Origin of the sequence: Corynebacterium tuberculostearicum, from assembly GCF_046097255.1 — a bacterium.
In the GTDB taxonomy this organism is placed as follows: Bacteria; Actinomycetota; Actinomycetes; order Mycobacteriales; family Mycobacteriaceae; genus Corynebacterium; species Corynebacterium tuberculostearicum_J.
This window is the reverse complement of record NZ_CP175770.1, coordinates 1,603,079-1,624,026: the sequence shown is the minus strand read 5'-3', so window position 1 is coordinate 1,624,026 and position 20,948 is coordinate 1,603,079. Positions and strand designations below refer to the sequence as shown.

General features: G+C 58.6%; 20 protein-coding genes and 7 tRNA genes. 5 read left to right on the top strand and 22 right to left on the bottom strand.

The annotated features are described in order from the left end of the window. Position 1: 1 nt before the first annotated feature. The 7 genes from secD to ACKFRY_RS07730 all read right to left on the bottom strand — a co-directional run bounded on the left by secD (position 2) and on the right by ACKFRY_RS07730 (position 6,787). The gene (secD, locus tag ACKFRY_RS07760) at positions 2 to 1,894 is read right to left on the bottom strand and encodes a protein translocase subunit SecD (protein WP_408922605.1); all 1,893 of its coding nucleotides are present in this window, start codon (positions 1,892 to 1,894) and stop codon (positions 2 to 4) included. A gap of 238 nt (positions 1,895 to 2,132) precedes the next feature. After that, the gene (yajC, locus tag ACKFRY_RS07755) at positions 2,133 to 2,492 is read right to left on the bottom strand and encodes a preprotein translocase subunit YajC (protein ID WP_250408449.1); all 360 of its coding nucleotides are present in this window, start codon (positions 2,490 to 2,492) and stop codon (positions 2,133 to 2,135) included. Between the two features lie 74 nt (positions 2,493 to 2,566). After that, complete coding sequence (ruvB, locus tag ACKFRY_RS07750) at positions 2,567 to 3,646, bottom strand: Holliday junction branch migration DNA helicase RuvB (RefSeq protein WP_179386579.1); 1,080 nt, start codon at positions 3,644 to 3,646, stop codon at positions 2,567 to 2,569. Between the two features lie 22 nt (positions 3,647 to 3,668). After that, positions 3,669 to 4,286 carry a Holliday junction branch migration protein RuvA gene (ruvA, locus tag ACKFRY_RS07745; protein WP_408922604.1) on the bottom strand — a complete coding sequence of 206 codons (618 nt, stop codon included), beginning with the start codon at positions 4,284 to 4,286 and terminating at the stop codon, positions 3,669 to 3,671. 34 nt (positions 4,287 to 4,320) lie between these two features. Beyond that, positions 4,321 to 4,887: a crossover junction endodeoxyribonuclease RuvC gene (gene ruvC / locus ACKFRY_RS07740; RefSeq protein WP_040425252.1), complete on the bottom strand. Its 567-nt coding sequence runs from the start codon at positions 4,885 to 4,887 to the stop codon at positions 4,321 to 4,323. 178 nt (positions 4,888 to 5,065) lie between these two features. Beyond that, a complete protein-coding gene (locus ACKFRY_RS07735) occupies positions 5,066 to 5,821 on the bottom strand; it encodes a YebC/PmpR family DNA-binding transcriptional regulator (RefSeq protein ID WP_150851185.1) in 756 nt (251 codons plus the stop codon). Positions 5,822 to 5,914: 93 nt separating this feature from the next. Next, positions 5,915 to 6,787: an acyl-CoA thioesterase gene (locus ACKFRY_RS07730; protein ID WP_408922603.1), complete on the bottom strand. Its 873-nt coding sequence runs from the start codon at positions 6,785 to 6,787 to the stop codon at positions 5,915 to 5,917. A gap of 182 nt (positions 6,788 to 6,969) precedes the next feature. On the opposite strand from ACKFRY_RS07730, the gene ACKFRY_RS07725 reads away from it, so the two are divergent. Then, positions 6,970 to 8,307 carry a DUF2029 domain-containing protein gene (locus tag ACKFRY_RS07725; protein ID WP_408922602.1) on the top strand — a complete coding sequence of 446 codons (1,338 nt, stop codon included), beginning with the start codon at positions 6,970 to 6,972 and terminating at the stop codon, positions 8,305 to 8,307. A 21-nt stretch (positions 8,308 to 8,328) separates the two neighbouring features. Here the strand turns inward: ACKFRY_RS07725 and ACKFRY_RS07720 are convergent, their stop codons facing one another. The 15 genes from ACKFRY_RS07720 to ACKFRY_RS07650 all read right to left on the bottom strand — a co-directional run bounded on the left by ACKFRY_RS07720 (position 8,329) and on the right by ACKFRY_RS07650 (position 17,719). After that, on the bottom strand, positions 8,329 to 8,790 hold the full coding sequence (locus ACKFRY_RS07720) for a hypothetical protein (RefSeq protein ID WP_179386583.1): 462 nt from the start codon (positions 8,788 to 8,790) through the stop codon (positions 8,329 to 8,331). Then, positions 8,790 to 9,893 carry a glycosyltransferase family 4 protein gene (locus tag ACKFRY_RS07715; protein ID WP_005324995.1) on the bottom strand — a complete coding sequence of 368 codons (1,104 nt, stop codon included), beginning with the start codon at positions 9,891 to 9,893 and terminating at the stop codon, positions 8,790 to 8,792. Before ACKFRY_RS07715 ends, ACKFRY_RS07720 begins: the two co-directional genes overlap by 1 nt. After that, positions 9,893 to 10,837: a phosphatidylinositol mannoside acyltransferase gene (locus tag ACKFRY_RS07710; protein WP_239228302.1), complete on the bottom strand. Its 945-nt coding sequence runs from the start codon at positions 10,835 to 10,837 to the stop codon at positions 9,893 to 9,895. The genes ACKFRY_RS07715 and ACKFRY_RS07710 overlap by 1 nt, the downstream gene beginning before the upstream one ends. A gap of 39 nt (positions 10,838 to 10,876) precedes the next feature. Next, complete coding sequence (gene pgsA / locus ACKFRY_RS07705; protein ID WP_005325002.1) at positions 10,877 to 11,482, bottom strand: phosphatidylinositol phosphate synthase; 606 nt, start codon at positions 11,480 to 11,482, stop codon at positions 10,877 to 10,879. Next, positions 11,475 to 12,011: an HIT domain-containing protein gene (locus ACKFRY_RS07700; protein WP_150850607.1), complete on the bottom strand. Its 537-nt coding sequence runs from the start codon at positions 12,009 to 12,011 to the stop codon at positions 11,475 to 11,477. Before ACKFRY_RS07700 ends, pgsA begins: the two co-directional genes overlap by 8 nt. A 49-nt stretch (positions 12,012 to 12,060) precedes the next feature. After that, positions 12,061 to 14,124 (bottom strand): threonine--tRNA ligase, encoded by a 2,064-nt coding sequence (gene thrS / locus ACKFRY_RS07695; protein ID WP_408922601.1) that lies wholly within the window; start codon positions 14,122 to 14,124, stop codon positions 12,061 to 12,063. A 77-nt stretch (positions 14,125 to 14,201) separates the two neighbouring features. Beyond that, positions 14,202 to 15,428 carry a Dyp-type peroxidase gene (locus ACKFRY_RS07690; protein WP_408922600.1) on the bottom strand — a complete coding sequence of 409 codons (1,227 nt, stop codon included), beginning with the start codon at positions 15,426 to 15,428 and terminating at the stop codon, positions 14,202 to 14,204. A 2-nt stretch (positions 15,429 to 15,430) separates the two neighbouring features. Then, positions 15,431 to 15,997 carry a copper chaperone PCu(A)C gene (locus ACKFRY_RS07685; RefSeq protein ID WP_005328539.1) on the bottom strand — a complete coding sequence of 189 codons (567 nt, stop codon included), beginning with the start codon at positions 15,995 to 15,997 and terminating at the stop codon, positions 15,431 to 15,433. After that, complete coding sequence (locus ACKFRY_RS07680; RefSeq protein WP_408922599.1) at positions 15,997 to 16,563, bottom strand: copper resistance protein CopC; 567 nt, start codon at positions 16,561 to 16,563, stop codon at positions 15,997 to 15,999. The genes ACKFRY_RS07685 and ACKFRY_RS07680 overlap by 1 nt, the downstream gene beginning before the upstream one ends. Positions 16,564 to 17,093: 530 nt before the next feature. Beyond that, positions 17,094 to 17,166: transfer RNA gene (locus tag ACKFRY_RS07675), tRNA-Gly, on the bottom strand. Between the two features lie 44 nt (positions 17,167 to 17,210). Next, positions 17,211 to 17,282, bottom strand: a tRNA-Val gene (locus tag ACKFRY_RS07670). Positions 17,283 to 17,309: 27 nt separating this feature from the next. Further along, positions 17,310 to 17,380, bottom strand: a tRNA-Cys gene (locus ACKFRY_RS07665). 30 nt (positions 17,381 to 17,410) lie between these two features. After that, positions 17,411 to 17,486 (bottom strand) — tRNA-Gly (locus tag ACKFRY_RS07660). A gap of 38 nt (positions 17,487 to 17,524) precedes the next feature. After that, a tRNA-Val gene (locus ACKFRY_RS07655) sits at positions 17,525 to 17,596 on the bottom strand. Positions 17,597 to 17,643: 47 nt separating this feature from the next. Next, positions 17,644 to 17,719: transfer RNA gene (locus ACKFRY_RS07650), tRNA-Gly, on the bottom strand. Between the two features lie 245 nt (positions 17,720 to 17,964). Here ACKFRY_RS07650 and ACKFRY_RS07645 point away from each other — a divergent pair. From ACKFRY_RS07645 to ACKFRY_RS07630, 4 genes are all read left to right on the top strand, one after another. Beyond that, positions 17,965 to 18,036, top strand: a tRNA-Val gene (locus ACKFRY_RS07645). Between the two features lie 73 nt (positions 18,037 to 18,109). Next, positions 18,110 to 19,012 (top strand): DMT family transporter, encoded by a 903-nt coding sequence (locus ACKFRY_RS07640; protein ID WP_408923418.1) that lies wholly within the window; start codon positions 18,110 to 18,112, stop codon positions 19,010 to 19,012. A gap of 72 nt (positions 19,013 to 19,084) precedes the next feature. Next, a complete protein-coding gene (locus ACKFRY_RS07635; protein ID WP_408922598.1) occupies positions 19,085 to 19,771 on the top strand; it encodes a pyrimidine reductase family protein in 687 nt (228 codons plus the stop codon). Between the two features lie 18 nt (positions 19,772 to 19,789). Further along, positions 19,790 to 20,941: a glycosyltransferase family 87 protein gene (locus ACKFRY_RS07630; protein ID WP_408922597.1), complete on the top strand. Its 1,152-nt coding sequence runs from the start codon at positions 19,790 to 19,792 to the stop codon at positions 20,939 to 20,941. Positions 20,942 to 20,948: the final 7 nt, after the last annotated feature.

Here is a 20,948-nt window from a genome sequence, read left to right as displayed (position 1 = left end):
CTTATTTCTCCTCATCTTCCGCAGCATCTACGGGACGTGCGGTTCCTGCGGCAGAATCTCCTGCCGTTTCCTTGGTGGCTGGCTCCTTTGCACTCGCGGATTCAGCAGCGTTCGCTTGACGACGTCCCGATCCGAAGTAGCCGCGCTCACGGCGCTCTTCCACCAGTGCGTAGATACCGCCGAGGCCATTCATCGAAGGTTTAGCGGCAGCCGGACGGCGGCCGACCATCTGCATCAGTGGTGCCATGACCAGGAAGGATACGACTAGGTCGAAGACCGTGGTCAGGCCCATGGTAAAGGCGAAGCCCTTCACCTCACCGATGGCGAGGAAGTAGACCACAACAGAGCCAATCAGGGTCACCGCGTTACCGGTCACAATGGTGGCACGCGCGCGCTCCCACGCCTTTTGTGTAGCGGAGCGGAAGGTGCGTCCCTCGAGGAGCTCGTCCTTGATGCGCTCGTAGTAGACCACGAAGGAGTCAGCGGTTGCGCCCACACCGATGACCAGACCCGCGACACCGGAAAGGTCCAGCGAGTAGCCGATCCAGCGGCCCAGCAAAACCAGGGAGCCATAGGTCAGTACGCCGGAGGCAATGAGGAAGATGAGGGATACGCCGGCCAGCGCGCGGAAGTAGTACAGCGAGTAGGCCATCACGAGTACCAGGCCAACAAGGCCTGCAATGAGGCCGGCCTGCAGAGCGGCCTTACCCAGTGTTGGCGGGATGGACTCTACGGTGCCACCCGGCTCGCCATTTTCACCTGCGAAGGACAACGGCAGTGCGCCGTACTTCAGGTTATTAGCCAGGTTTTGTGCCTCTTCCTGGCTAAAGTCACCAGTAATGGAGGTAGCAGAACCGACTGGGGTTGCTCCCTGAATGACCGGTGCGGAAATAACCCCAGAGTCAAGGGTGATGGCTACCTGGTCCTTCAAGTGTTCCTGCGTCAGGTCTGCCCAGGTCTGAGAACCGTTCGGGCCATCACCGGTCTTGAAGGAGAAGTTGATCTCCATCTGGCCGGACTGACCGTTCAGGCCGCCTTCGATCGGAGAATTGGTATCGATCTCGTTACCGGTGAGGCGGGTGCCGTTTTCGTCCTTGATGCCATTGAGAAGCGGTGCTGGCTCCAGAACGTACGGGTTGCCGTTGGAGTAGTCACAGGTAACAAATGGCTTGGCAGGATCGTCGGCACCGGCCAAGGGATCGGTGCTGCCCTGGCAGGTCATCAGCGCGGAGGCTGCAGCCTGGGTGGTCGGATCCTCGGACTGGCGGTCCTTCAGCAGCATCTCCGTGACTTCATCGCGGCGCTTTGTCTGCTCAATGGAGTTGCTTGGCTCCTCAAGCGGCTTGGCGCTGACCTTAGGAGCCTTCTGTTTCTTTGGCTCCTTGCCAGTCATCTGCGCTTCTTGCTGAGCGATGGCCTGGGTCATCTGCTCCATCTGCTTATTGGCCTCGTCTGCGCTCAGTACGTCGTACTTCACCCAACGATTGGCCATATCTTCCAGCTCTTTATTGAGCTTTTCCATGTCCGGCATGGATGGCTTTGCCACCGGACGGAAGAACAGCTGCGAGGTCTGGCCCACGGCCTGTGCCTGGGAGGCGTCTTCACCTGGCACGGTAATGACCAGGGTATTGCCGTTGATGACAACCTCAGAACCAGAAACACCCATGCCGTTAACACGCTGTTCCAAAATATTGCGTGCTTGCTTGAGTTGGTCTTGGGTGGGTTCCTCGCCTTGCGGCGCCAGCGTTACGCGGGTACCGCCCTGCAAGTCGATGCCAAGCTTTGGAGTGCTTTGACGGCTACCAGTTAAAAAGATAAGCGCATAGATAACAACCACAATGAGAACGAAGAGCGCGATCGCACGCTTCGGCCATTGGCGTTTGCTATTTTTCATAGCGCCACGGGATTTTGCGGACAACGATAATCTCCTGTGCTGCTTATAACAGGGTGTTTAAACATTAAATACGGCCCCGCCATACGGCGCAGGCACGTCAACAACGCACAATCGTACGTCATCAGGCGGAGTTTTCCTTAACGAGGGCCGGAAAAGGCCCAAAGTGTGACGGGGTCTACGCTCCGCGAAGGCCCCACCTACCTAGCAAACATTAAGGTAACTCTTAGGAAGTGGCGGGCTATTTCTTCTCCTCGCCGTCAAACGGAGGGTACTTCTCATCAGGCAGGCTATCTGCCGCATCATTCTTCTCTTCCCCAGCAGCGGGGCGCGCAAGCTCATTGGCCTCTTGCTCAGTGCGAATGACCGCCATCTTGTCAAAAGTAACCACTACGCCAGGGGCGATTTCTAGATCCACATCCTTATCGCCAGTGCTGCGCACTACGCCGTGCACGCCGCCCGCCGTAACGATGGCGTCGCCCGGCTGCAGGGAGTTCTGGAGGGCCTGCATCTCGTTTTGGCGCTGGCGCTGCTTTCGCATGGCCATAAACGAGGGAACGACGAAGAGGATGCCAATAATGATGAGAATGATGATTTCCATAGCACCCTAGTGTGCCAGACGGCGATGCACACAGAAACCCCAAGGGGGCATCGCCAAGCAGGCTAGCCCTTGAATTAAAACAGCCCGGCCGCGCCCTCCGGCGGGGTAAGCCCCAGGTGTCGCCATGCTGCAGCGGTAGCTACACGGCCGCGCCCAGTGCGCGCAACCATCCCGGCACGCACCAGGTAAGGCTCACACACCTCCTCGACCGTCGAGGGCTCCTCGCCCACTGCGATGGCCAGCGTGCTCACGCCAACCGGTCCGCCGCCGTGCCCCTTAATCAAGGCATTGAGCACCGCCCGGTCGAGGCGGTCAAGTCCCATGTCATCTACGTCAAAGACTTCGAGCGCTCCCTGGGCCGCGCTGAGATCAATCAAGCCGGTGCCATTGACCTCGGCATAGTCACGCACGCGGCGCAGCAAACGGTTAGCAATACGCGGGGTTCCGCGCGACCGAGAGCCAATTTCTACTGCCGCATCGTGGTCAATTTCCACGTCCAGGATGTGGGCAGCGCGCTTGATCACCTGGGTGAGATCGGCCGTGTCGTAGTACTCCATCTGCGCGGTGAAACCGAAGCGGTCGCGCAATGGGCCCGTGAGCATGCCGGCACGCGTAGTCGCGCCGACCAAGGTAAAAGGCGGGATCTCTAGCGGAATGGAAGTAGCACCAGGCCCCTTGCCCACAATGACGTCAATGCGGAAGTCCTCCATTGCCATGTACAGCATTTCTTCTGCTGGCCGGGCAATACGGTGGATTTCATCGATGAACAAGACATCGCCTTCCATCAGGTTAGAAAGCATTGCGGCCAAATCACCGGCGCGCTCCAAAGCGGGCCCGGAAGTCATACGCAGCGAGGTGCCCAGCTCCTGGGAAATAATCATCGCCATAGTGGTCTTGCCCAGGCCCGGCGGACCTGAAAGCAAAACGTGGTCGGGCGTCACCCCACGGTTCTTTGCCCCCTTAAGCACAAGGGAGAGCTGCTCGCGCACCTTGGGTTGGCCGATAAATTCCTCGAGCGACTTTGGACGCAAGGAGCGTTCAATATCATGCTCCTCGGAGTGTGCGGTGGCATCCACATCGCTATTGCGCTGGGTGGCGTGCGCCGCGTCGACGCCCTCAGGGAGATTGAACTCGGTGCGCTCAATATCGGACATGATTCTTCAGCCTTCCTGCCGGTTATTTCTTCTTGCCCAGCTGCGCCAGCGCTGCGCGCAAGAGAGAGGACGTATCGGCATCGGGGTTGTCCGCGTAAGCGGATTCCACTACGGGACGCGCTCCCTTATCGGTAAACCCAAGGCCAATGAGTGCCTCAGTCACGCTTTCTACCACGGCACCACCGGCCGGCGCGACGGCAGTATCAACGGAACCTGCGGCGGCGGGCTCGCTTGGCGCAAAGGCCGCTACCTTATCTTTCAGCTCCAGCGCCAAGCGTTGGGCCATACGCTTGCCGACGCCCGGGATAGACTGCAGCGCCTTTACATCTTCCGCGCCAATTGCCGCAGCAAGCTCCCCTGCCCCCATTACCGACAGCGCCGCCAAGGCAAGTTTAGACCCTAGGCCGGACACGGATTGCAGCACGTGGAACATCTCGCGGTCTTCATCAGCGCTAAAGCCATAGAGAGTCAGAGAATCTTCTTTGACCACCAAGTTAGTCAGAACCGTAGCCTGTTCCCCGCGACGCAAGGTGCCCAGAGTTTTTGGGGTAGCTAAAAATTTGTACCCCACACCTGCACAGTCGATAACCCCATGGTCGAGTCCAATATGGATTACCTCTCCACGCAGTGCAGCAATCATTGGCTTCCTATCCTTCCACTCTCAGTAAAATTCCCTAGCGCTTCTTGCCCTGGCCGCGCACGCCGCTGGTCTTAGCACCAAGCCCGAGACCGGTATGATCCATCCGCACAATGGCCGGGGCACGCCAGCAGTGGCAGACTGCCAACGCAAGAGCGTCGGCGGCGTCGGCAGGCTTGGGCGGTTCAGTCAACCCCAGAATACGGGTAATCATGGTGGTCATCTGCTTCTTATCCGCGCGCCCGTTTCCAGAGATGGCCTTTTTCACCTCGGACGGGGTGTACATGTAGACCGGAATATCGCGTTCGGCGGCAGCTAGCACCAGCACACCAACTACATGGGCCGTTTGCATGACTGTGGACACCTGGCCGCGTTCGAAGACGCGCTCGATCGCAACCACATCTGGCGAATAGTCATCCATCCACTCTTTCGCCGCCACCGAAAGGCGCAGGAGGCGCTCCGTCAAGTCCTTATCGCTAGGGGTGCGCACCACACCGACAGAAACAGGAAGGATTGCTCGGCCACGACCAGCCTGAACCACGGAAAGTCCGCAGCGCGTCAAGCCTGGGTCAATTCCCATCACGCGCATTCCTTCTAGGTTCATCTCTCCCCCATTGTCATGTTGGCACCACTGTGCACCGCCTACTGCCCCATTATGGACTACACACAGGTGTTCTACAAGCGTAGCATCCAGCTGTCACATAACGAAGCGCCGGCAACGTCTCCTGGGCTATACCCACGGAGCGCTACCGGCGCTAAGAGCCGTCCTTGCGGCGAGGTGGTTAGTCCTCGTTCAGCTCGGCTAGAACCTCATCGGAGAGATCCATATTGGTGTAGACGTTTTGCACATCGTCGGAGTCTTCCAAGGCGTCGATGAGGCGGAAAATCTTCTTGGCGTCATTGGCCTCCAGCGGTACCTCAACGGAGGCGCGGAAATCATTGTCGGAGTCATCGACCTGAATATCGGCGTCCTTGAGCGCATCCTTGACTGCCTGCACGTCCGTCGGCGCGCAAACAATCTCAAACTTCTCGCCCTGGTCCTTGACCTCTTCCGCGCCTGCTTCCAGCACGGCCATCAAGACGTCATCCTCCGTTAGCTCGCCCTTTTCTACCAAGACGTAGCCGGTACGGGTGAACATGTAGGCCACAGAGCCGGACTCACCCAGGTTGCCGCCGTTCTTGGACATCGCAGTGCGCACGTCGGTCGCCGCACGGTTGCGGTTATCCGTAAGGCACTCAATGAGCATGGCTACACCGTTCGGGCCGTAGCCTTCGTACATGATGGTTTCCCAATCGGCGCCGCCGGCCTCTTCACCGGAACCGCGCTTGCGAGCACGCTCAATGTTGTCATTGGGGACGGAGGCCTTCTTGGCCTTCTTGATCATGTCATCAAGTGTTGGGTTAGCCGCTGGGTCACCACCGCCAGTACGAGCCGCCACTTCGATGTTCTTGATCAGCTTGGCAAATTCCTTGCCACGCTTGGCATCGTTGGCAGCCTTCTTATGCTTGGTAGTTGCCCATTTCGAGTGGCCTGACATGTAGTCCCTTTCTAATCGGGTGCTGAAACTGGTGGCAATTATACGTGTGCTGCACGAATGCGTGAAAGCGACCCCCTTATAAGCGGGACACTCTTATACATTGTGCCAATTGCCATGGGCAGAGCCGCTGCCCAAATTTTCATCTAAGTAACGCGTAAGCCCCTCTTGGTTCACCAACGCCACCAATTCACCCTGCTCGGTAAAAATCTTGCCACGCGCAACCGCCGTAGCATTCGACGCTGTGGGTGATACCTGCTCATACAGCAACCACTCATCCACGCGGAAGGGGCGCAGGAACCATATCGCATGGTCAAGGCTGGCCAATTGCACCTTTTCTCCCTGATGCGGAATAAGCGCGGAGCGAATCAGCGTCATATCAGACATATAGGTCAGCGCCGCACGGTGAAAGGAAGAATCCGCAGGCAGGCTGGCAGTATTGCGAAACCAGATATACCGATAGCCGGCACCGGTGCGCTCTGCAGCCACCGGATCGCGGCCTTCTTCTGGCACGAGGCGAATATCCCACTCCTCCCACTCTTTGAGGATGATCCGGGTGGAGTACGGGGCTCCGCCGCCCATCCGAGCTGCTTCCTCGGGCCCTGGCACCTCTGGCGCAGGATCCTGATGCTGCGGGCCGCGATCCCCGTCGCGATGGAAACTAGCCATAAGAATAAAAAGGAGCACATGTCCCTGGTAGACGCGTACCTGCCGGTTGGCAAAAGATCTCCCCTCCCGAATGCGTTCGACCCGGATCTCAATCGGCCGGCTCACATCGCCAGGGCCTACAAAGTAACCATGCAGGGAGTGGATTTCTTTGCCAGACACAGTGCGCTGGGCTGCGGCCACTGCTTGCGCAGCAATCTGCCCGCCAAAGGTACGCTCAATCCGCGACTCCACAGCAGGGCCTGTAAAGACATCGGCCGTTTTCGTTTCCTCGACGGCCAAGACCTCGCGAATGGATGCCATCTGCACGCTCCCTATGCTCTACGTCACTTCTCCCAGCGTTTGCTGTCCACACTACTCACTGGACGAGCCGACAGTTTGTTTTTCCAATTCGTCCCCCACTTCTGGGCGCAAAAGTAGAGGAATTTTCTAGAAGAAACTATGTCCGCTACCGAAGTAAGCGCGCATTGAATAAAGTCTTTCGAGTGAAACGCATCGCTTCTGTTCCAGCAGTATGGATTGGGTGGGTCATCGCCCGCCTTGTCCTTATTTACCTACTCAAGATTAACCACAATCCCAGGGGCGATGTCGCATATTATTTTGCTGGACGCTTTGGCGATGACCCGACAAAGATGACCGAATACCCTCACGCGGGCACGTGGCCCACGGTGCTTTTGGGGTGGCTCACCGGCGAGAATATCACCGCATTCTATATCGGCTTCACCATCATGACCCTGCTAGTGGACGCCGCCTTTTTAGCCCTCCTCCTGCGTCACCACGCGACTCAACCGCGCAGTTTCCAGGCCGCCTGGTTCTGGGTCCTCTTTGGCACCGCAGCTGGCCACACCTTTGTGTGGCGTCTCGATATATTCCCCGCCCTAGCCGTGGCCGGGGCAGCTGCCCTTCTAGCTACCCGCCCGCTCATCGCCTCGGCGGTACTGGGTTTTGCCACCACGATGAAGCTATGGCCAGGAGTCCTCGCTGCCGGCTTAGTGGGCCGCTTCAACAGATCCGCAACCTGGCAACGCCTACTCGCGTTTTTCTGCACCATCGTCGCAGTCTGCACCGTCACGATTGCTGCCTCTGGTACCGAGCGCCTGCTTTCACCGCTGAACTATCAGGGCGTGCGCGGTCTCCAGTTGGAGTCCATCCCGGCGACGTTCCTGTTGCTGCAGGCACATCGCACTCCAGGGCGCTGGCACTTGGGCTACGCCCCGTCCAAGAGCTTTGAGATTTCCGGGCCTGGCGTAGATACCGCAATGACGTGGAGCACGATTGCCACCATTGCCATGCTCGTTTTCGCAGTGGGCTGGGCGCTGTACCGGCTGTGTGCCGGCGGGTGGACCACCCGCACAACCATGGCGTTTTTTACCGTTATGGTCCTGCTGCTCATCGCGACGAATAAGGTTTTCTCCCCGCAATACATCGTCTGGCTGGGCCCCTTGCTTGCCGTGGTGATCCGCCAGCGCCTGCCGCAAGGATTCGCCTCCGTGCGGATATTCCAAGCCTTGTTAGCGTCCTGCACCATTATCGCCGCCGTGCTGGGCACCTTGGTCTACCCATTCAACTATGACTACATCTGGAACCACGTGGGCGAGAACATGTTCGCCGTCTACCTATTGGTAGCCCGCAATATCCTCATCGTTGTCATGGCCATCATCGGACTTGTCTGGTTTGCAGTCGAGGTGGCGTTGGCTTCAAAGATCGAGCGGGCGCAGATGCAGCAGCAAGCGCCTAACGCCCCGGAGGAAGACTCGGCCGCTAGCACCGAGGCGAAGCCGGTATTCCGTCGCCGACGCGGCCGGCACGCACTTGCCTCCTAAATCTTGAGGTAGACCTGCTGGCTACTCGGCCAGCATATAGTCAAAATATTCCGGTAATTTTGCGGTGCCGCCCAGATGAAAGAGCCGTACCGCAGGGCGCAGGCGCAGCGCGCGAGTGTCGCTGACCGCCTCGTTGTAGAAGCGGTGGGCAAGTTGGATGCGGCCCTCGGCGTCGGCAAGCGCGGCAGGGCGACGGTCCGCGGGAAACTCCCGCACGATGGCGGCAGATAGTTCCCGCTCGGCCATCGTGCGCGGTTCAAAGTGACCTTGATAGAGCTCGGTAGACTCTGCTCGCTGAGCTAGCGCCGCAAGCGATGGTGCGACCGCCGCTGTTACCGCTGCCCTGCGGTCGAGTGCCGCCTGCAGCTGGGCAAGCGAGGCATCAGTGCGGATGTGCAGCGAGTTAAGCCGCTGGGCGGTAAAAAGTGCCCACAAACCTACGATGATAAGTAGGAAGAGGACTAGGGCGATTTCGATGGTCATCAACGCTTTACCCTCACCTTGGTGCCGTCTTGGACAGTCTCGTAGACCTGCATCACGGCCGCCGCTACATGGTCCCAGTCATAGGTGCTGGCGCGTTGGACGCCATTGCGCACCAACTGGGCCCGATACTCGGCATCATCGAGCACCTCGTTGAGGACGCGTGCCAGATCCTCGCTGTCTTTATTGCGAAAGAGTGCGCCGGCAACCTCGTCGGAATCGGCATTGCACACCGCACGGAAAGCCTCGAGGTCAGAAGCAACAACAGCCGCGCCGGCCGCCATAGCCTCTACGAGCACGATTCCGAAGCTTTCGCCACCAGTATTTGGGGCCACGTAGACATCGGCACGGCCCAGGATTTCTGCCTTTTCGGCGTCACTGACCCGGCCGACAAAATCCACGCCCTCAACCTCGCGGGCGCGGCCGCCGCCCATGATGGTCACGCGGATATCGTGGTGTACTTGGCGCAGCGCGCTCAGCAGGATATCGAGGCCCTTGCGCGGTTCATCCAACCGTCCCAAGAAGACAACTTCCAAGGGATCGCCGGGGGCTTTGGCCGGGCTGCGGCGCCGAGCCTGCGCGTAGACCGATGTATCCACGCCGTTGGGAATGAGCACCGGGTCGCCGCCCAATTGCTCCACCTGCCACCGCCGCGCCATATCGGATACCGCGATGCCGCCGCGGATCTTTTCCAAGAAGGGAACGAGGAATGGTTTGGCCAGAGTCAGCACCAGGGAGCTCGATGCAGAGGCGTGATAGGTCGCCACCAGTGGGCCTTGGGCCACGGCCAGCGCGGTCATGGAAAAGCTCGGGGAGTTAGGCTCATGGATGTGCAAGACATCGAAGTCGCCCTGCTTGATGAATTGCTTTACCTTGCGTGTTACGTGGGGTCCCACGGACAGGCGCGCCACCGAACCGTTATACGCGATGGGGAAAGCCGGCCCTCCCTTGACTACGAAATCTGGCAGCTGGGTGGATTCCGCAGCGGGGCCAATGACCTGAACGTGGTGCCCTTGCTCAATGAAAACTGTGGCTAGATCAAGGATATGGGCTTGAACTCCACCTGGTTCATCGAAGGAGTAGGGGCATACGATTCCTATGCGCACTAGCTCTCCCCTTCCTGCGATGGCCCGGTGTGGCGGGCATTGCGGGCATTTTTGGCCGCCCGCGCTTGCCGACGCCTCTCTATGTCCACATTCCACTGCGGCTGCAGCATATGCCAATCCTCTGGGTGGCGGCGGATATTGGCGGCGAAGCCATCGGCCATACGCTGAGTTGTCTCCTGCAGATCCGTTACCTCGAGCTCAGGAGACACAGAGAGCCCCCAGCCCTCGCCTTCAAACCACGAGTGCACCACGTGCAGGGCGGCGCCGGTCTCTATAGCAAGCTGCGCGGGGCCTGCGGCCATATTGGCCTCTTCCCCCATGAAATCCACGGTGACACCGCTTCGGGTCAGGTCGCGCTCAGCCAGCAGGCATACCACGCCACCGGCTTCCAGCACCTCTTTGAGGCGAGCAAAAGGCGAGGCTTCGCCGCCGGTGAGGGGAAGAACCTCAAAGCCAAGGGTTTCGCGGTAGTCCACGAAGGCGTCGAAAAGCACTGCGGGCTTAAGGCGCTCCGCAACGGTGGTGAACTGCCCATAATGGCCAACGAGGAAGACGCCCGCCATATCCCAATTCCCGGAATGCGGCAACGCCAAAATGGTGCCGCGCCCGGATTGAGCCGAAGCATCAAAATGCTCGAGGCCTTCCAAGCCACTGAGCAAGCGCTCATGCAGCCCGGCATCACCGTGGATGGCTGGCAGGCGGAAGGCCTCCATCCAATAGCGCATATAGGAGCGCACGGAATCGCGCACCAACGCGCGGGTAACGTTTTCTGGGCCTACCACGCGCGCCAGGTTGCGGCGCAAGCCCTCCATTCCGCGACCGTTGCCGCTTGCGTAGTCCGCACCCCAGCGAAAAAGCGTGCGCGCGATGGGCTCGGGCAGACGGCGCACCACCTTCCACCCCGCGAGGTAACCCGCCGCGGAGAGGTCTTCTTTGTCCCACATGGTGTTACAACCTCCTGGTTTTAGGTGGTGCAGTATGAGCTACTGCTGCTCCTGGCGGGCGGCGATAACCATACGTTGGCACACGGTAAAGACGGAGCCCACGGCCAAGATCCACAGCGCAACCTCAATGGCATGCGGTACTCCTAGGCCTTCGAGGCCGATGCCGCCCAGGGCCAAAATAAGCCGCTCGGGACGCTCGATAAGGCCGCCGACCATCTTGAATCCGGACGCTTCTCCCCTAGCCTTGATATAGGAAATGACCTGGGAACATACCAAGGTGACAAAGCAGGCAATGACCGTGATGCGGGAAGAATCCGCAGAATAAATCAGCCACCATGCAATAGCACTGAACAATGCGCCATCGGTGATGCGATCACAGGACGCATCCAAGGTCGCACCAAAGGCAGTAGCCTTGCCGCTCAGGCGCGCCATGGTGCCGTCGAGCATGTCGAAAGCGGCGAAGAGACCGGACAGGACCGCAGCGAAAAAGAGGTGGCCGGTAGGAATAAGGATCACCGAAATCGCAATGGTGACGATGGTACCCACAACCGTGACCACATTCGGGGTCAGGCCCAGCTTTAAAAAGGCCTTGGCTATAGGTTCCACCACCACGGCGGCGGGCTTTCGCCCATGCACGCTAAGCACGCGAATCCTCCTCTTCCATCTCGCGCCATCCTTCTGCCAGCACGCGGCGCGTATCCTGCAGAAGCTGCGGTAATACCTTAGTCCCATCGAGAACAGTCATAAAGTTACTATCCCCGGGCCACCTTGGCACCACATGCAGGTGCAGGTGGTCTCCTACCGAGCCGCCCGAAGCACGACCCAGGTTGAGTCCTACGTTGATGGCTTCTGGGTGTGAGACTCGTTTGAGCACTCGAACCGCCTTTTGCGCGAAGGCCATCAACTCCTGAGATTCCTCTTGCGTAAGGTTCTCCAGCTGCGATTCCTTGCGATACGGCACCACCATGAGGTGCCCGGCGTTGTACGGAAACAGGTTCAACAATGCATAGACGGTCTTGCCGCGAGCAATAATGAGCCCGTCCTCATCGCTGCCCTTCGGGGCTTCCACGAAGGGGTCTTTAGAGCGCTTGGCAATATAGGCCATGCGATAAGGCGCCCATAACCGCTCAAGACGGTCCGGCTCGCCAGCACCTGAGTCAACGAAGGTCTCCACCGCAGCTTGGCTTTCAGCGACGGCGGAGCTGTCGGTTTCGTTTGTCTCTTTAGCGTCGGGCACTGATGAGCTCTTCGGTCGGCTGCTCGTTGTTACGCTCTGCTACCCATGCGGCAATGAGCTCCACGGCTTCCTTTACCGGCACACCATTGACCTGGGTGCCATCGAGAAAGCGGAAGGATACGGCATCAGCTTCTACGTCGCGCGCGCCAGCCACCAGCATGAACGGAACCTTACCGGTGGTGTGGTTGCGAATCTTCTTCTGCATGCGGTCATCAGAGGTATCCACATCGGCGCGGATACCCTTCTGACGCAGCTGGGTGGCAACCTCTTCGAGGTGCGGGGAGAATTCGTCAGCCACCGGAATGCCCACCACTTGGTGCGGTGCTAGCCATGCTGGGAAGGCGCCGGCGTAGTGCTCCAGCAGGACGCCAAAGAATCGCTCGATGGAGCCGAAGAGCGCACGGTGAATCATGATTGGGCGCTTCTTAGTGCCGTCCGACGCGGTGTATTCCAGCTCGAAGCGCTCCGGCAGGTTGAAGTCCAACTGCACGGTAGACATCTGCCAGGTACGGCCGATGGCGTCGCGCGCCTGCACAGAAATCTTCGGGCCGTAGAAGGCTGCACCTGCGGGATCCGGAACCAGCTCCAAGCCGGACTTTTCTGCGACCGACTGCAGGATAGACGTAGAGCGCTCCCAGATCTCATCGGAACCGACGAACTTATTCGGGTCCTTGGTAGAAAGCTCCAGGTAGAAGTCAGACAGGCCGTAGTCCTTCAGCAAGGAAATGATGAAGTCGAGGACCTTGGTTAGCTCTTCTTCCAGCTGCTCTTCGGTGCAGTAGATGTGGGCATCGTCCTGGGTAAAGCCGCGGGCACGGGTCAGGCCGTGGACCACGCCAGACTTTTCGTAGCGGTAGACGGTACCGAACTCAAATAGACGCAGCGGGAGCTCGCGGTAGGAACGGCCACGGGATGCAAAAATCAGGTTGTGCATCGGGCAGTTCATAGGCTTGGCGTAGTAGTCCTGCGGCTCCTTGACGGTATTGCCCTCTTCGTCATACTCGCCATCGAGCTGCATCGGCGGGAACATCCCGTCGGCGTAGAAGTCCAGGTGGCCAGACTTCTTGAATAGGTCACCCTTGGTGATATGCGGGGTATTAACAAAGGAGTACCCAGCCTGGACGTGGCGGTTGCGAGAGTGGTTTTCCATCTCCATGCGCACGGTCGCGCCATTCGGGTGGAATACCGGGAAGCCGGAGCCAATCTCATCCGGGAAGGAGAAGAGATCTAGTTCCTGACCCAGGCGGCGGTGGTCGCGCTTTTCAGCCTCTTCCACCATGGTCTGGTAGGCCTCCAGCGCCTCCTTGGACTCAAAAGCGGTGCCGTAAATGCGCTGCAGGCCAGCCTTGGACTGGTCGCCGCGCCAATAGGCGGCAGAAGAACGGGTCAGCGTGAAGGCCGGGATGTACTTGGTGGTTGGCACGTGCGGGCCGCGGCAGAGGTCGAACCACTCTACCTCCCCGGTGCGCGGGTTGATGTTGTCATAGTGGGTGAGATCGCCGGACCCGACCTCTGCGGCCTCGTCGGAGTCAGGGTCAACATTGCCCTTGTCCTGGACCAGCTCGAGCTTGAAAGGCTCCTCGGCGAGGGCCTTTTCCGCTTCCTCAGCAGATTCGTAGACGTGGCGCTCAAAGCGCTGGCCGCCCTTAATGATCTTCTTCATGCGCTTTTCAATCGCCTTGAGATCTTCCGGCGTGAAAGGCTCGGCGGTCTGGAAATCGAAGTAGAAGCCATTCTCAATGGCCGGACCGATGCCCAGCTTGGTGCCGGGGAATTCGGCCTGCACGGCCTGGGCCATAACGTGACCGCAGGAGTGGCGGATGACGGCGCGGCCGTCTTCCTCGCTGGCGGCAACCGGGGTGAAGGTGGACTCCGTGTCTGGGGTGTGCGACAAATCAAAGAGAGTGCCGTCCTCACCGCGAACGACTACGACAGCCTCAGGGCCCTTATCGGGAAGGTTGAGCTCTCGCATTGCTGCACCCACGGCCTGGCCGGCGGGCACGGTGAAGGAATCGTAATTGACCGGTACTGCGGGGATGAGTTCCGCCATAATCGCGCTCCTTTATGCGCTCGTGCGTCGGCGGCATACCTGGCCGCGTCCGCTATTTAAATTTACGGATAGCTATTCTACAACCCCGCATGCTCGCAGAGCGATTTTGCCCACCATGATTCACGCCCATCGGCAGCAAGGGTGCCCGGCGGACAGAAATACATAGCGGAGCCGATATGGGTTAGCCATTCATTCATTAGGTCGGATTCATCCAATCGGGCCTGGATAGGCTCAAATTGCTGGGTGGGATCCTGCTGGTAGCAGATAAAAACCTGCCCAATATTGGATAGCTGCCTGTCCTTGCCATCGGGAGCTAACTCATAGTTATACGGGCGGCGTAGGATGCGCTGCTCCGGGTGGTCAGCGGGCGGGGCGGCAACGGCCATGTGCGAGTTTTTATCGATAACCGGCAGTCCATAGTCATCTACCGCATCGAAATCCGCAGCGTCGAATTCGTCCTTGCCGGTAAGTGGGGCGCCGGTATCGAGCTTGCGGCCGATAGCGTTCTCGCGGGAAGAGCGATCCAGCTTTTCCCATGTATCAACGTTCATGCGGATGCGGCGTACCACCATCGCCGTTCCCCCTTTGGCCCACTGCGGGCCCTTATCAATCCACACCTGGGCCGCGAAGTCCTCCTCGCTGCGTGGGTTAACAGTGCCGTCCTTTTGTCCGAACATATTGCGCGCGGTGGCGCCCTTTTCCTGGCTGCCGTAGGCGTTAATAAAGCCCTGCTGCAACCACTTCACGCTGGCATAGTGCTCGCCTGCGCGCACCATGTGCCGCAGGGCGTAGGTATTCATCAGTGGGTCATCGCAGCAGATCTGCAGGACGAGATCGCTTTGGCCCCACTTATCCTCCAGCTCATCGCGCTCAAAGGGTCGTACGTCTCCCAGCCACTGGGGCTTGTCCACTCCGAGCAGGTTAAAAACCTTCTCGCCTAGGCCGCAGGTGATAGTCAGGTTGGCAGGCTGTTGCACCATTTCCGGCTCTAGCGTGCCCAGCGGCGCCTCCCCCGTACACAGCGCGCGGGCGTCCTCGGTCCACAGCTTCATAAGGCTGGCGAACCCCCGCTTGTCGACGCCCCTTTTAAGGTCAAACCCCACCAAATTCAGGTGGGCCTGCGCTGCGGTAGCGATACCCGCTTGATGGTCGCCATCGAAGGCCACGAGGGCGTCGGCAAGCGCGGGCCTATCCTGCGCCTGAGCATCCGGGGAAGAGCCCCGATCAGTGCAGCCAGCCAACGCGAAGGCGCTGGTCGATACCGCAGCGCCGGTGAGAAATCCCCTTCTGCTGAATCCAGACATAACTAGTGGTTGTGGCCTTCCATACCGTGGCCTGCCATATCGCCGTAGTCCTCATCGCCGGCAGGCATGCTGCGCGTTTGAATCTCGCCCAGATCGAGCTCTTCGCCGCCCTCTAGCTCCACTTTGAGGTCAAGGGATTCACCGGGAGCGATGTGGTTTTCCATCTCCATGAGCATGAAGTGGTCACCACCAGGTGCCAGCTCGTGGGACTCGCCAGCTTTAACTACCAATGGGCTCGACATTTCCTGCATCTTGCCATCGACAGTCTCATGCATCTGGTTCACTTTGGCATTGAGGCTGGTGGAAAATCCAGTGATGGTGATGTCCTTGTCGGAATGGTTGACCAGGGTGCCAAAGATGGCGGTCATGTCCTTGTCCTCATTGGCGCGCACGACAGCATCCTCAAAGGTCAGTTCCTTAGATTCCGCAGCGGAGGATGTTTCCCCTGTGCTAGTGGCAGCATCCGTCTTCGACTCGGTGGAATCATTTTGGTTTTGCGGTGAGCAACCCGCCAGGGCGAGGCCGGCCACAGTCAAGCCCACAAGGGCGATGCTAGAAATCTTGGACATTATTTTTCACCTTCCGAATCAATGCGACGAGACTTGGCAATAAATAGGGCAACTACTGCGGCAATTGCCAAAACGCCGCCCACACCCAGGATGATTTTCAGCGCGGTCGGTAGGCCCTCATCCCCATCCTGGGACGCCGAATCAGCTTCAGACGCCTCGGTGCTCTCGGAGGAGTCACCCTTGACGGAAAATTCCACTCCCCCGCGGGTAGCGTGTCCGTCCGAAGACGTGATCTGGAAACCCACCTGGTAATTACCCGGCCCAGGGTGGACATCCGCAGGGGTTTCAATGGTGAGATCCCGCTCATTGAGCTTCGGTTCCTGGCTAAAGAGTTTCTCACCAGTATCCGCGTTGGTCACGGCAAAGGTATTGAAGTCTTCTTTGGGGATACCAGAAAACTCGAGGGTGATTTCCTTCGGAAACTCGTCGAGTTGGTCGCCGTCTTTGACCGAACCGCCAATAACGGAGTCGTGCGCGAAGGCGGCCGGCATCGACCCGCCCAGAACTAGTGCTGCAGTGCCGACTGCTGCCGCCGTGCGGCGCAGCCAAGGTACGCGGTAGCCCATAAATAGCTCCTTTTGTGTTGAAAATGCACAAGTTGAATTGTCAGACATACTAGCCGCGCGGTTTGCCGGAGCGGCAATCGCGATAAGCAGCGCGTCGAGTCATATGTCGGGCTGTAGTGCGCACAAGTTCCCCGCCTTGAATAAAAAGAGGCATTTATCACTATTTAAGGAATGCCAACTCAATGATTGGAGCTGGCTCCCTCAGCATTCCCCAGCACGCCTGCTTTCAAATGCAGGACCAGTCAGCATCAAGGCAGTGACTATCGAAACCGTACCTGCAACGATGAGAGCGCAGGGCCAAATCGCGTTACCGGAATTGCCACCGATATCCGCCTCCGATAGCCCCACAGCAAATAGTGCGCTTCCTACCAAGAGTGACAGGCAGCCTGAGGCACCCACCAGTAGCGGAACTAAAACATTGCGTGACATCGCTACCCCTTCCACTGTGGCTACTGCAACTAACAGCTGTTCACCCTGCGATCCTAGCTAGACATGCGAAAAGCCACCCTATTTCTAGGGCGGCTCACCTGAGCGGATGACGAGACTCGAACTCGCGACCCTCACCTTGGCAAGGTGATGCGCTACCAACTGCGCTACATCCGCATAACAAACCGGAGTTTGTTGCAGAGCCCCAAATAGGACTCTCGTGCGCGATACTGGGATTGAACCAGTGACCTCTTCCGTGTCAGGGAAGCGCTCTCCCACTGAGCTAATCGCGCTTAATGCCCGAAGGCATTAAGAAGTTGAGGTGGAAACGGGAATCGAACCCGTGTGCACGGTTTTGCAGACCGTTGCCTCACCACTCGGCCATTCCACCGTGGCGATACCGCCTCACACAATACAGTGCTGGAGCGGATGACGAGACTCGAACTCGCGACCCTCACCTTGGCAAGGTGATGCGCTACCAACTGCGCTACATCCGCATGCGAAACCAGGCCCGGTTTCTAGGACAAAGTCCTTGTGCGCGATACTGGGATTGAACCAGTGACCTCTTCCGTGTCAGGGAAGCGCTCTCCCACTGAGCTAATCGCGCGCTATTCATTTAGAATCACTCTTCACGGGTGAAACCCAAGAAAAGCGTGGAGCGGATGACGAGACTCGAACTCGCGACCCTCACCTTGGCAAGGTGATGCGCTACCAACTGCGCTACATCCGCATTGCCCCGCGAACTTTGTACCGTTGCGGTGCGAGAAGAAACATTATCGTGCTCCGCGCCAGTTTCCAAATCCCCAGCCCAGCGGCATTCTTTCTGGCACCGATTTTTCACATTCGAGCCATCCCAAAACACACTGGTGTGATTCTCCCAAGACAGTGGACCGCAGGCCACCTCCCCTTGATGCGCACTCCTGCCCAGCCAATTAGGTGTTTGAATTTGGTGCGGTGTAGATTAAGCCACCGCAAGGTCCTATAGCTCAGTGGGAGAGCGTTCCGTTCACACCGGAAAGGTCACTGGTTCAATCCCAGTTAGGACCACAATCTCCCGCCCATCGCTCCCCTCCATAGGAGCTTGGGCGGGTTTCTCTATATGTCTGTAAAGTGTCCCGACGTGTTGTGGATTCTCTTAGGCATTATCGCCGGACTCGTTCTACCCGTTCAGACCCTGGTTAATACGCGCCTTCGCGCATCTACTGGCACGCCGTTTTCCTCTTCGCTCATCTCGTTTGCCGTGGGCACGTTGACTTTGCTTGTCATCGCGACAGCCGTCACCGGCGGCGAGTTTGGCATTTCCCGCGCCTTTGGGGAACCGCTGTGGGTTTGGTTCGGTGGTCTGCTCGGCGTGGTTGCGCTTACTGGAAATATCCTGTTGTTTCCTCATTTGGGCGCGGTCCAGACCGTAGTCCTTCCCATCGCGGGCCAAATCATGATGGGCCTTGTCATCGACCACTTTGGGCTGTTTGACTCCCCCACTTCCCCACTGTCCCTGGTACGCGCCCTTGGGGCACTAATTGTCCTCGGTGGAGTGATTTCTATCGTCGCCAGCCCCGGCGCGCCGACGAAGCAAGAAGACAGCGCTACGGCGTTGTGGCTTTGGCTCCTCGCAGGTTTTGTCTTTGGCTGCTTTACCGCAAGCCAATCCGCCATTAACGGCCACCTGGGCCAGATTACCGGGTCGCCCGTGAGTGCGGCTTTGGTGTCTTTTGGCATTGGCGTTTCCGCGCTCGTAATGCTCAATATTGTTTTGCGCTGGCGCCCTCGCATTGAGCGTCCCGAGGGAAAGGCTAACCCCTGGTGGATGTGGGCAGGCGGCGCCTTGGGAGCCTTATTTGTCTTTGGCAACGCGGCCTTAGTACCACAAATTGGCACTGGGCTTACTGTGGTGGCAACCCTTCTCGGTTCCATGTTGGGGTCCGTGCTCATTGATCGCCTGCGGGGTGCGCGAGTCGCAATGCGCCAGGTAGCCGGCATTGCAGTGATCTTGCTTGGTGTAATACTCATCCGCCTGGTGTAAGCCCCTCTCCTGTGGCTATGCCCGGTACTTTGCCGTGCTGGGTATCTGGTGCCTTGACTAGGCTGGGAAGGCATGGATATCTCTTCGCTATTGGGCCCCGATTCCGGTGATGTATTCACCGTCCGCACAAATATGGTCAGCACACTAACTGGATCGGCAACCATGAACCACGTTTCCGAGGACATGGGAAATGACACTGATGGGCAGCTTTTTGCTGCGCTACGTAATTGGGCAGACGTCGTGTTGGTGGGCGCGCAAACGGTGCGCGCGGAGGACTACTCCGGAGTAAAACCTAACGGGGATGGTTCGCGGCCGGCTCCTATTGCCGTGCCTTCCCGCAGCCTTGATTTCGATATCACCGCGGACTTCTTCACAGACTTCACTACCCCTCCCATCATCCTGATCCCCCATAGCAGCCGGGACAATCAAGAGCTCGCAAAGCGCATCGCGACCATCGAATCCACAGGCGCGGAAGTCTGCGATGCTGGCGAAGGAACCGTGCAGGACTACATTTCCGTCTTAAAGGACCGCGGGTTTAAGCGCGTGCTCTGCGAGGGCGGGCCAGGAATGATTGGGCAGCTGGTAGACATCGATGCCATCGACCAGATGTATTTGACCCTGGACCCACATCTATCCACCGGTGTGGAAACTCCCATGGCGACGTTTAAGGGCGAGCATTCCCATCGCCGCATGCAGTTAGAAAATGTCGCGGCCGATCACGATGGCACGGTGTTTCTGCGGTATTCCCGCGCCCGCTAGGCCGTAGACTAAGGGGCCGTGAATTCCCGAATCAATGTCGCCGCCTGGCCTGTGGCCATCCTGCTTGTTGTGCATCGCGTGTTCATCATCGCGCGCAATGGCACGCCGACGGATGATTTCACCACCGTGTATAACGCTGTGGCACGCATGTCCTCTGGCCAGCCGGTCTATGAGCAGGCTTATAACCACGTGGACCCGCTGTACCTGTATACCCCGGGGGCCACGCTGCTGCTCGCACCGCTAGCTCATATTGATTTTTCGCTAGCACGGGGACTATTCATCTTCGCCAACGCGGCTGCAATCGTGGCAGCGCTAGCGGTGCTCACCCTTGTAGTGGGCCGCACACTTACTTCGGCAGTGTGGCCAGTATCTATCGCTTTGGCCTTTGTCACCGAATCGGTGACCAATACGCTCGCATTTACCAATATCAATGGCATTCTCTTGCTATGCATGGCCGTGTTCTTGTGGGCTTTCGTGCGCGCCGAGCGCACCCCATGGCTGGGCTGGGTGGCAGGCGTAGTCATTGGCTTGGCCATCGTCATTAAGCCGCAATTTGCGCCGTTGCTCTTCCTGCCCTTGGTCAAGCTGCAATGGCGCAGTCTCGCGACTGGCATTGGCCTACCGGTAATTCTCAACCTCCTAGCGTGGCCGCTCGTGCCGGGCGCTAGCGGCTTTGTGGATAACCTCCTGCCCTACCTCTCAGAAACCCGTGACTATGCCAATTCTTCCTGGGCAGGCTTCCACGCCTACGTTGACTTTGGCGCGGGACTGTATTGGACCGTGTGGTTGATATTTGCCGCGCTTTCGGCCGCAGCGATTCTCGGGCTTTTGCGCTTCCGCAATTCCAACCCGACCTTGTGGGCGCTAACGACCAGCGGGGCGATCATGGTGGGTATCTTCTTCCTGTCTTCTCTTGGCCAGCAGTATTACTCCATGTGGCTATTCCCATTGATGTTTACCGTGGTGCTCAAGCGTTCGGTTTTCCATTCTGCGGGTGCGTGGTTTGCGGCCTTTCTCTATTTGGCTCCCGTTTCCTGGGCGTCTACAGCGCACCCGGATGCTGGTCGGTGGATGAATTTTTTCACGGCCACGGCGGGATGGGCGCTGCTTATCGTCGCAATTTTCGCTACGGTTGCCGGCTGGTGGCGTGCCGCGCGCAGCACGGTTTAGACTCGGC

Excerpts from the sequence above, each read along its gene's own strand:
- ACKFRY_RS07690 (WP_408922600.1), bottom strand. The coding sequence starts at position 15,428 with ATGTCTGGATTCAGCAGAAGGGGATTTCTCACCGGCGCTGCGGTATCG.
- ACKFRY_RS07730 (WP_408922603.1), bottom strand. The coding sequence starts at position 6,787 with ATGGCATCCATTCGCGAGGTCTTGGCCGTCGAGGAAACGAAAACGGCC.
- ACKFRY_RS07720 (WP_179386583.1), bottom strand. The coding sequence starts at position 8,790 with ATGACCATCGAAATCGCCCTAGTCCTCTTCCTACTTATCATCGTAGGT.
- ACKFRY_RS07680 (WP_408922599.1), bottom strand. The coding sequence starts at position 16,563 with ATGGGCTACCGCGTACCTTGGCTGCGCCGCACGGCGGCAGCAGTCGGC.
- yajC (WP_250408449.1), bottom strand. The coding sequence starts at position 2,492 with ATGGAAATCATCATTCTCATCATTATTGGCATCCTCTTCGTCGTTCCC.
- ruvA (WP_408922604.1), bottom strand. The coding sequence starts at position 4,286 with ATGATTGCTGCACTGCGTGGAGAGGTAATCCATATTGGACTCGACCAT.
- ACKFRY_RS07735 (WP_150851185.1), bottom strand. The coding sequence starts at position 5,821 with ATGTCAGGCCACTCGAAATGGGCAACTACCAAGCATAAGAAGGCTGCC.
- ruvB (WP_179386579.1), bottom strand. The coding sequence starts at position 3,646 with ATGTCCGATATTGAGCGCACCGAGTTCAATCTCCCTGAGGGCGTCGAC.
- ACKFRY_RS07710 (WP_239228302.1), bottom strand. The coding sequence starts at position 10,837 with ATGTGGGACAAAGAAGACCTCTCCGCGGCGGGTTACCTCGCGGGGTGG.
- secD (WP_408922605.1), bottom strand. The coding sequence starts at position 1,894 with ATGAAAAATAGCAAACGCCAATGGCCGAAGCGTGCGATCGCGCTCTTC.
- thrS (WP_408922601.1), bottom strand. The coding sequence starts at position 14,124 with ATGGCGGAACTCATCCCCGCAGTACCGGTCAATTACGATTCCTTCACC.
- ruvC (WP_040425252.1), bottom strand. The coding sequence starts at position 4,887 with ATGAACCTAGAAGGAATGCGCGTGATGGGAATTGACCCAGGCTTGACG.
- ACKFRY_RS07635 (WP_408922598.1), top strand. The coding sequence starts at position 19,085 with ATGGATATCTCTTCGCTATTGGGCCCCGATTCCGGTGATGTATTCACC.
- ACKFRY_RS07685 (WP_005328539.1), bottom strand. The coding sequence starts at position 15,997 with ATGTCCAAGATTTCTAGCATCGCCCTTGTGGGCTTGACTGTGGCCGGC.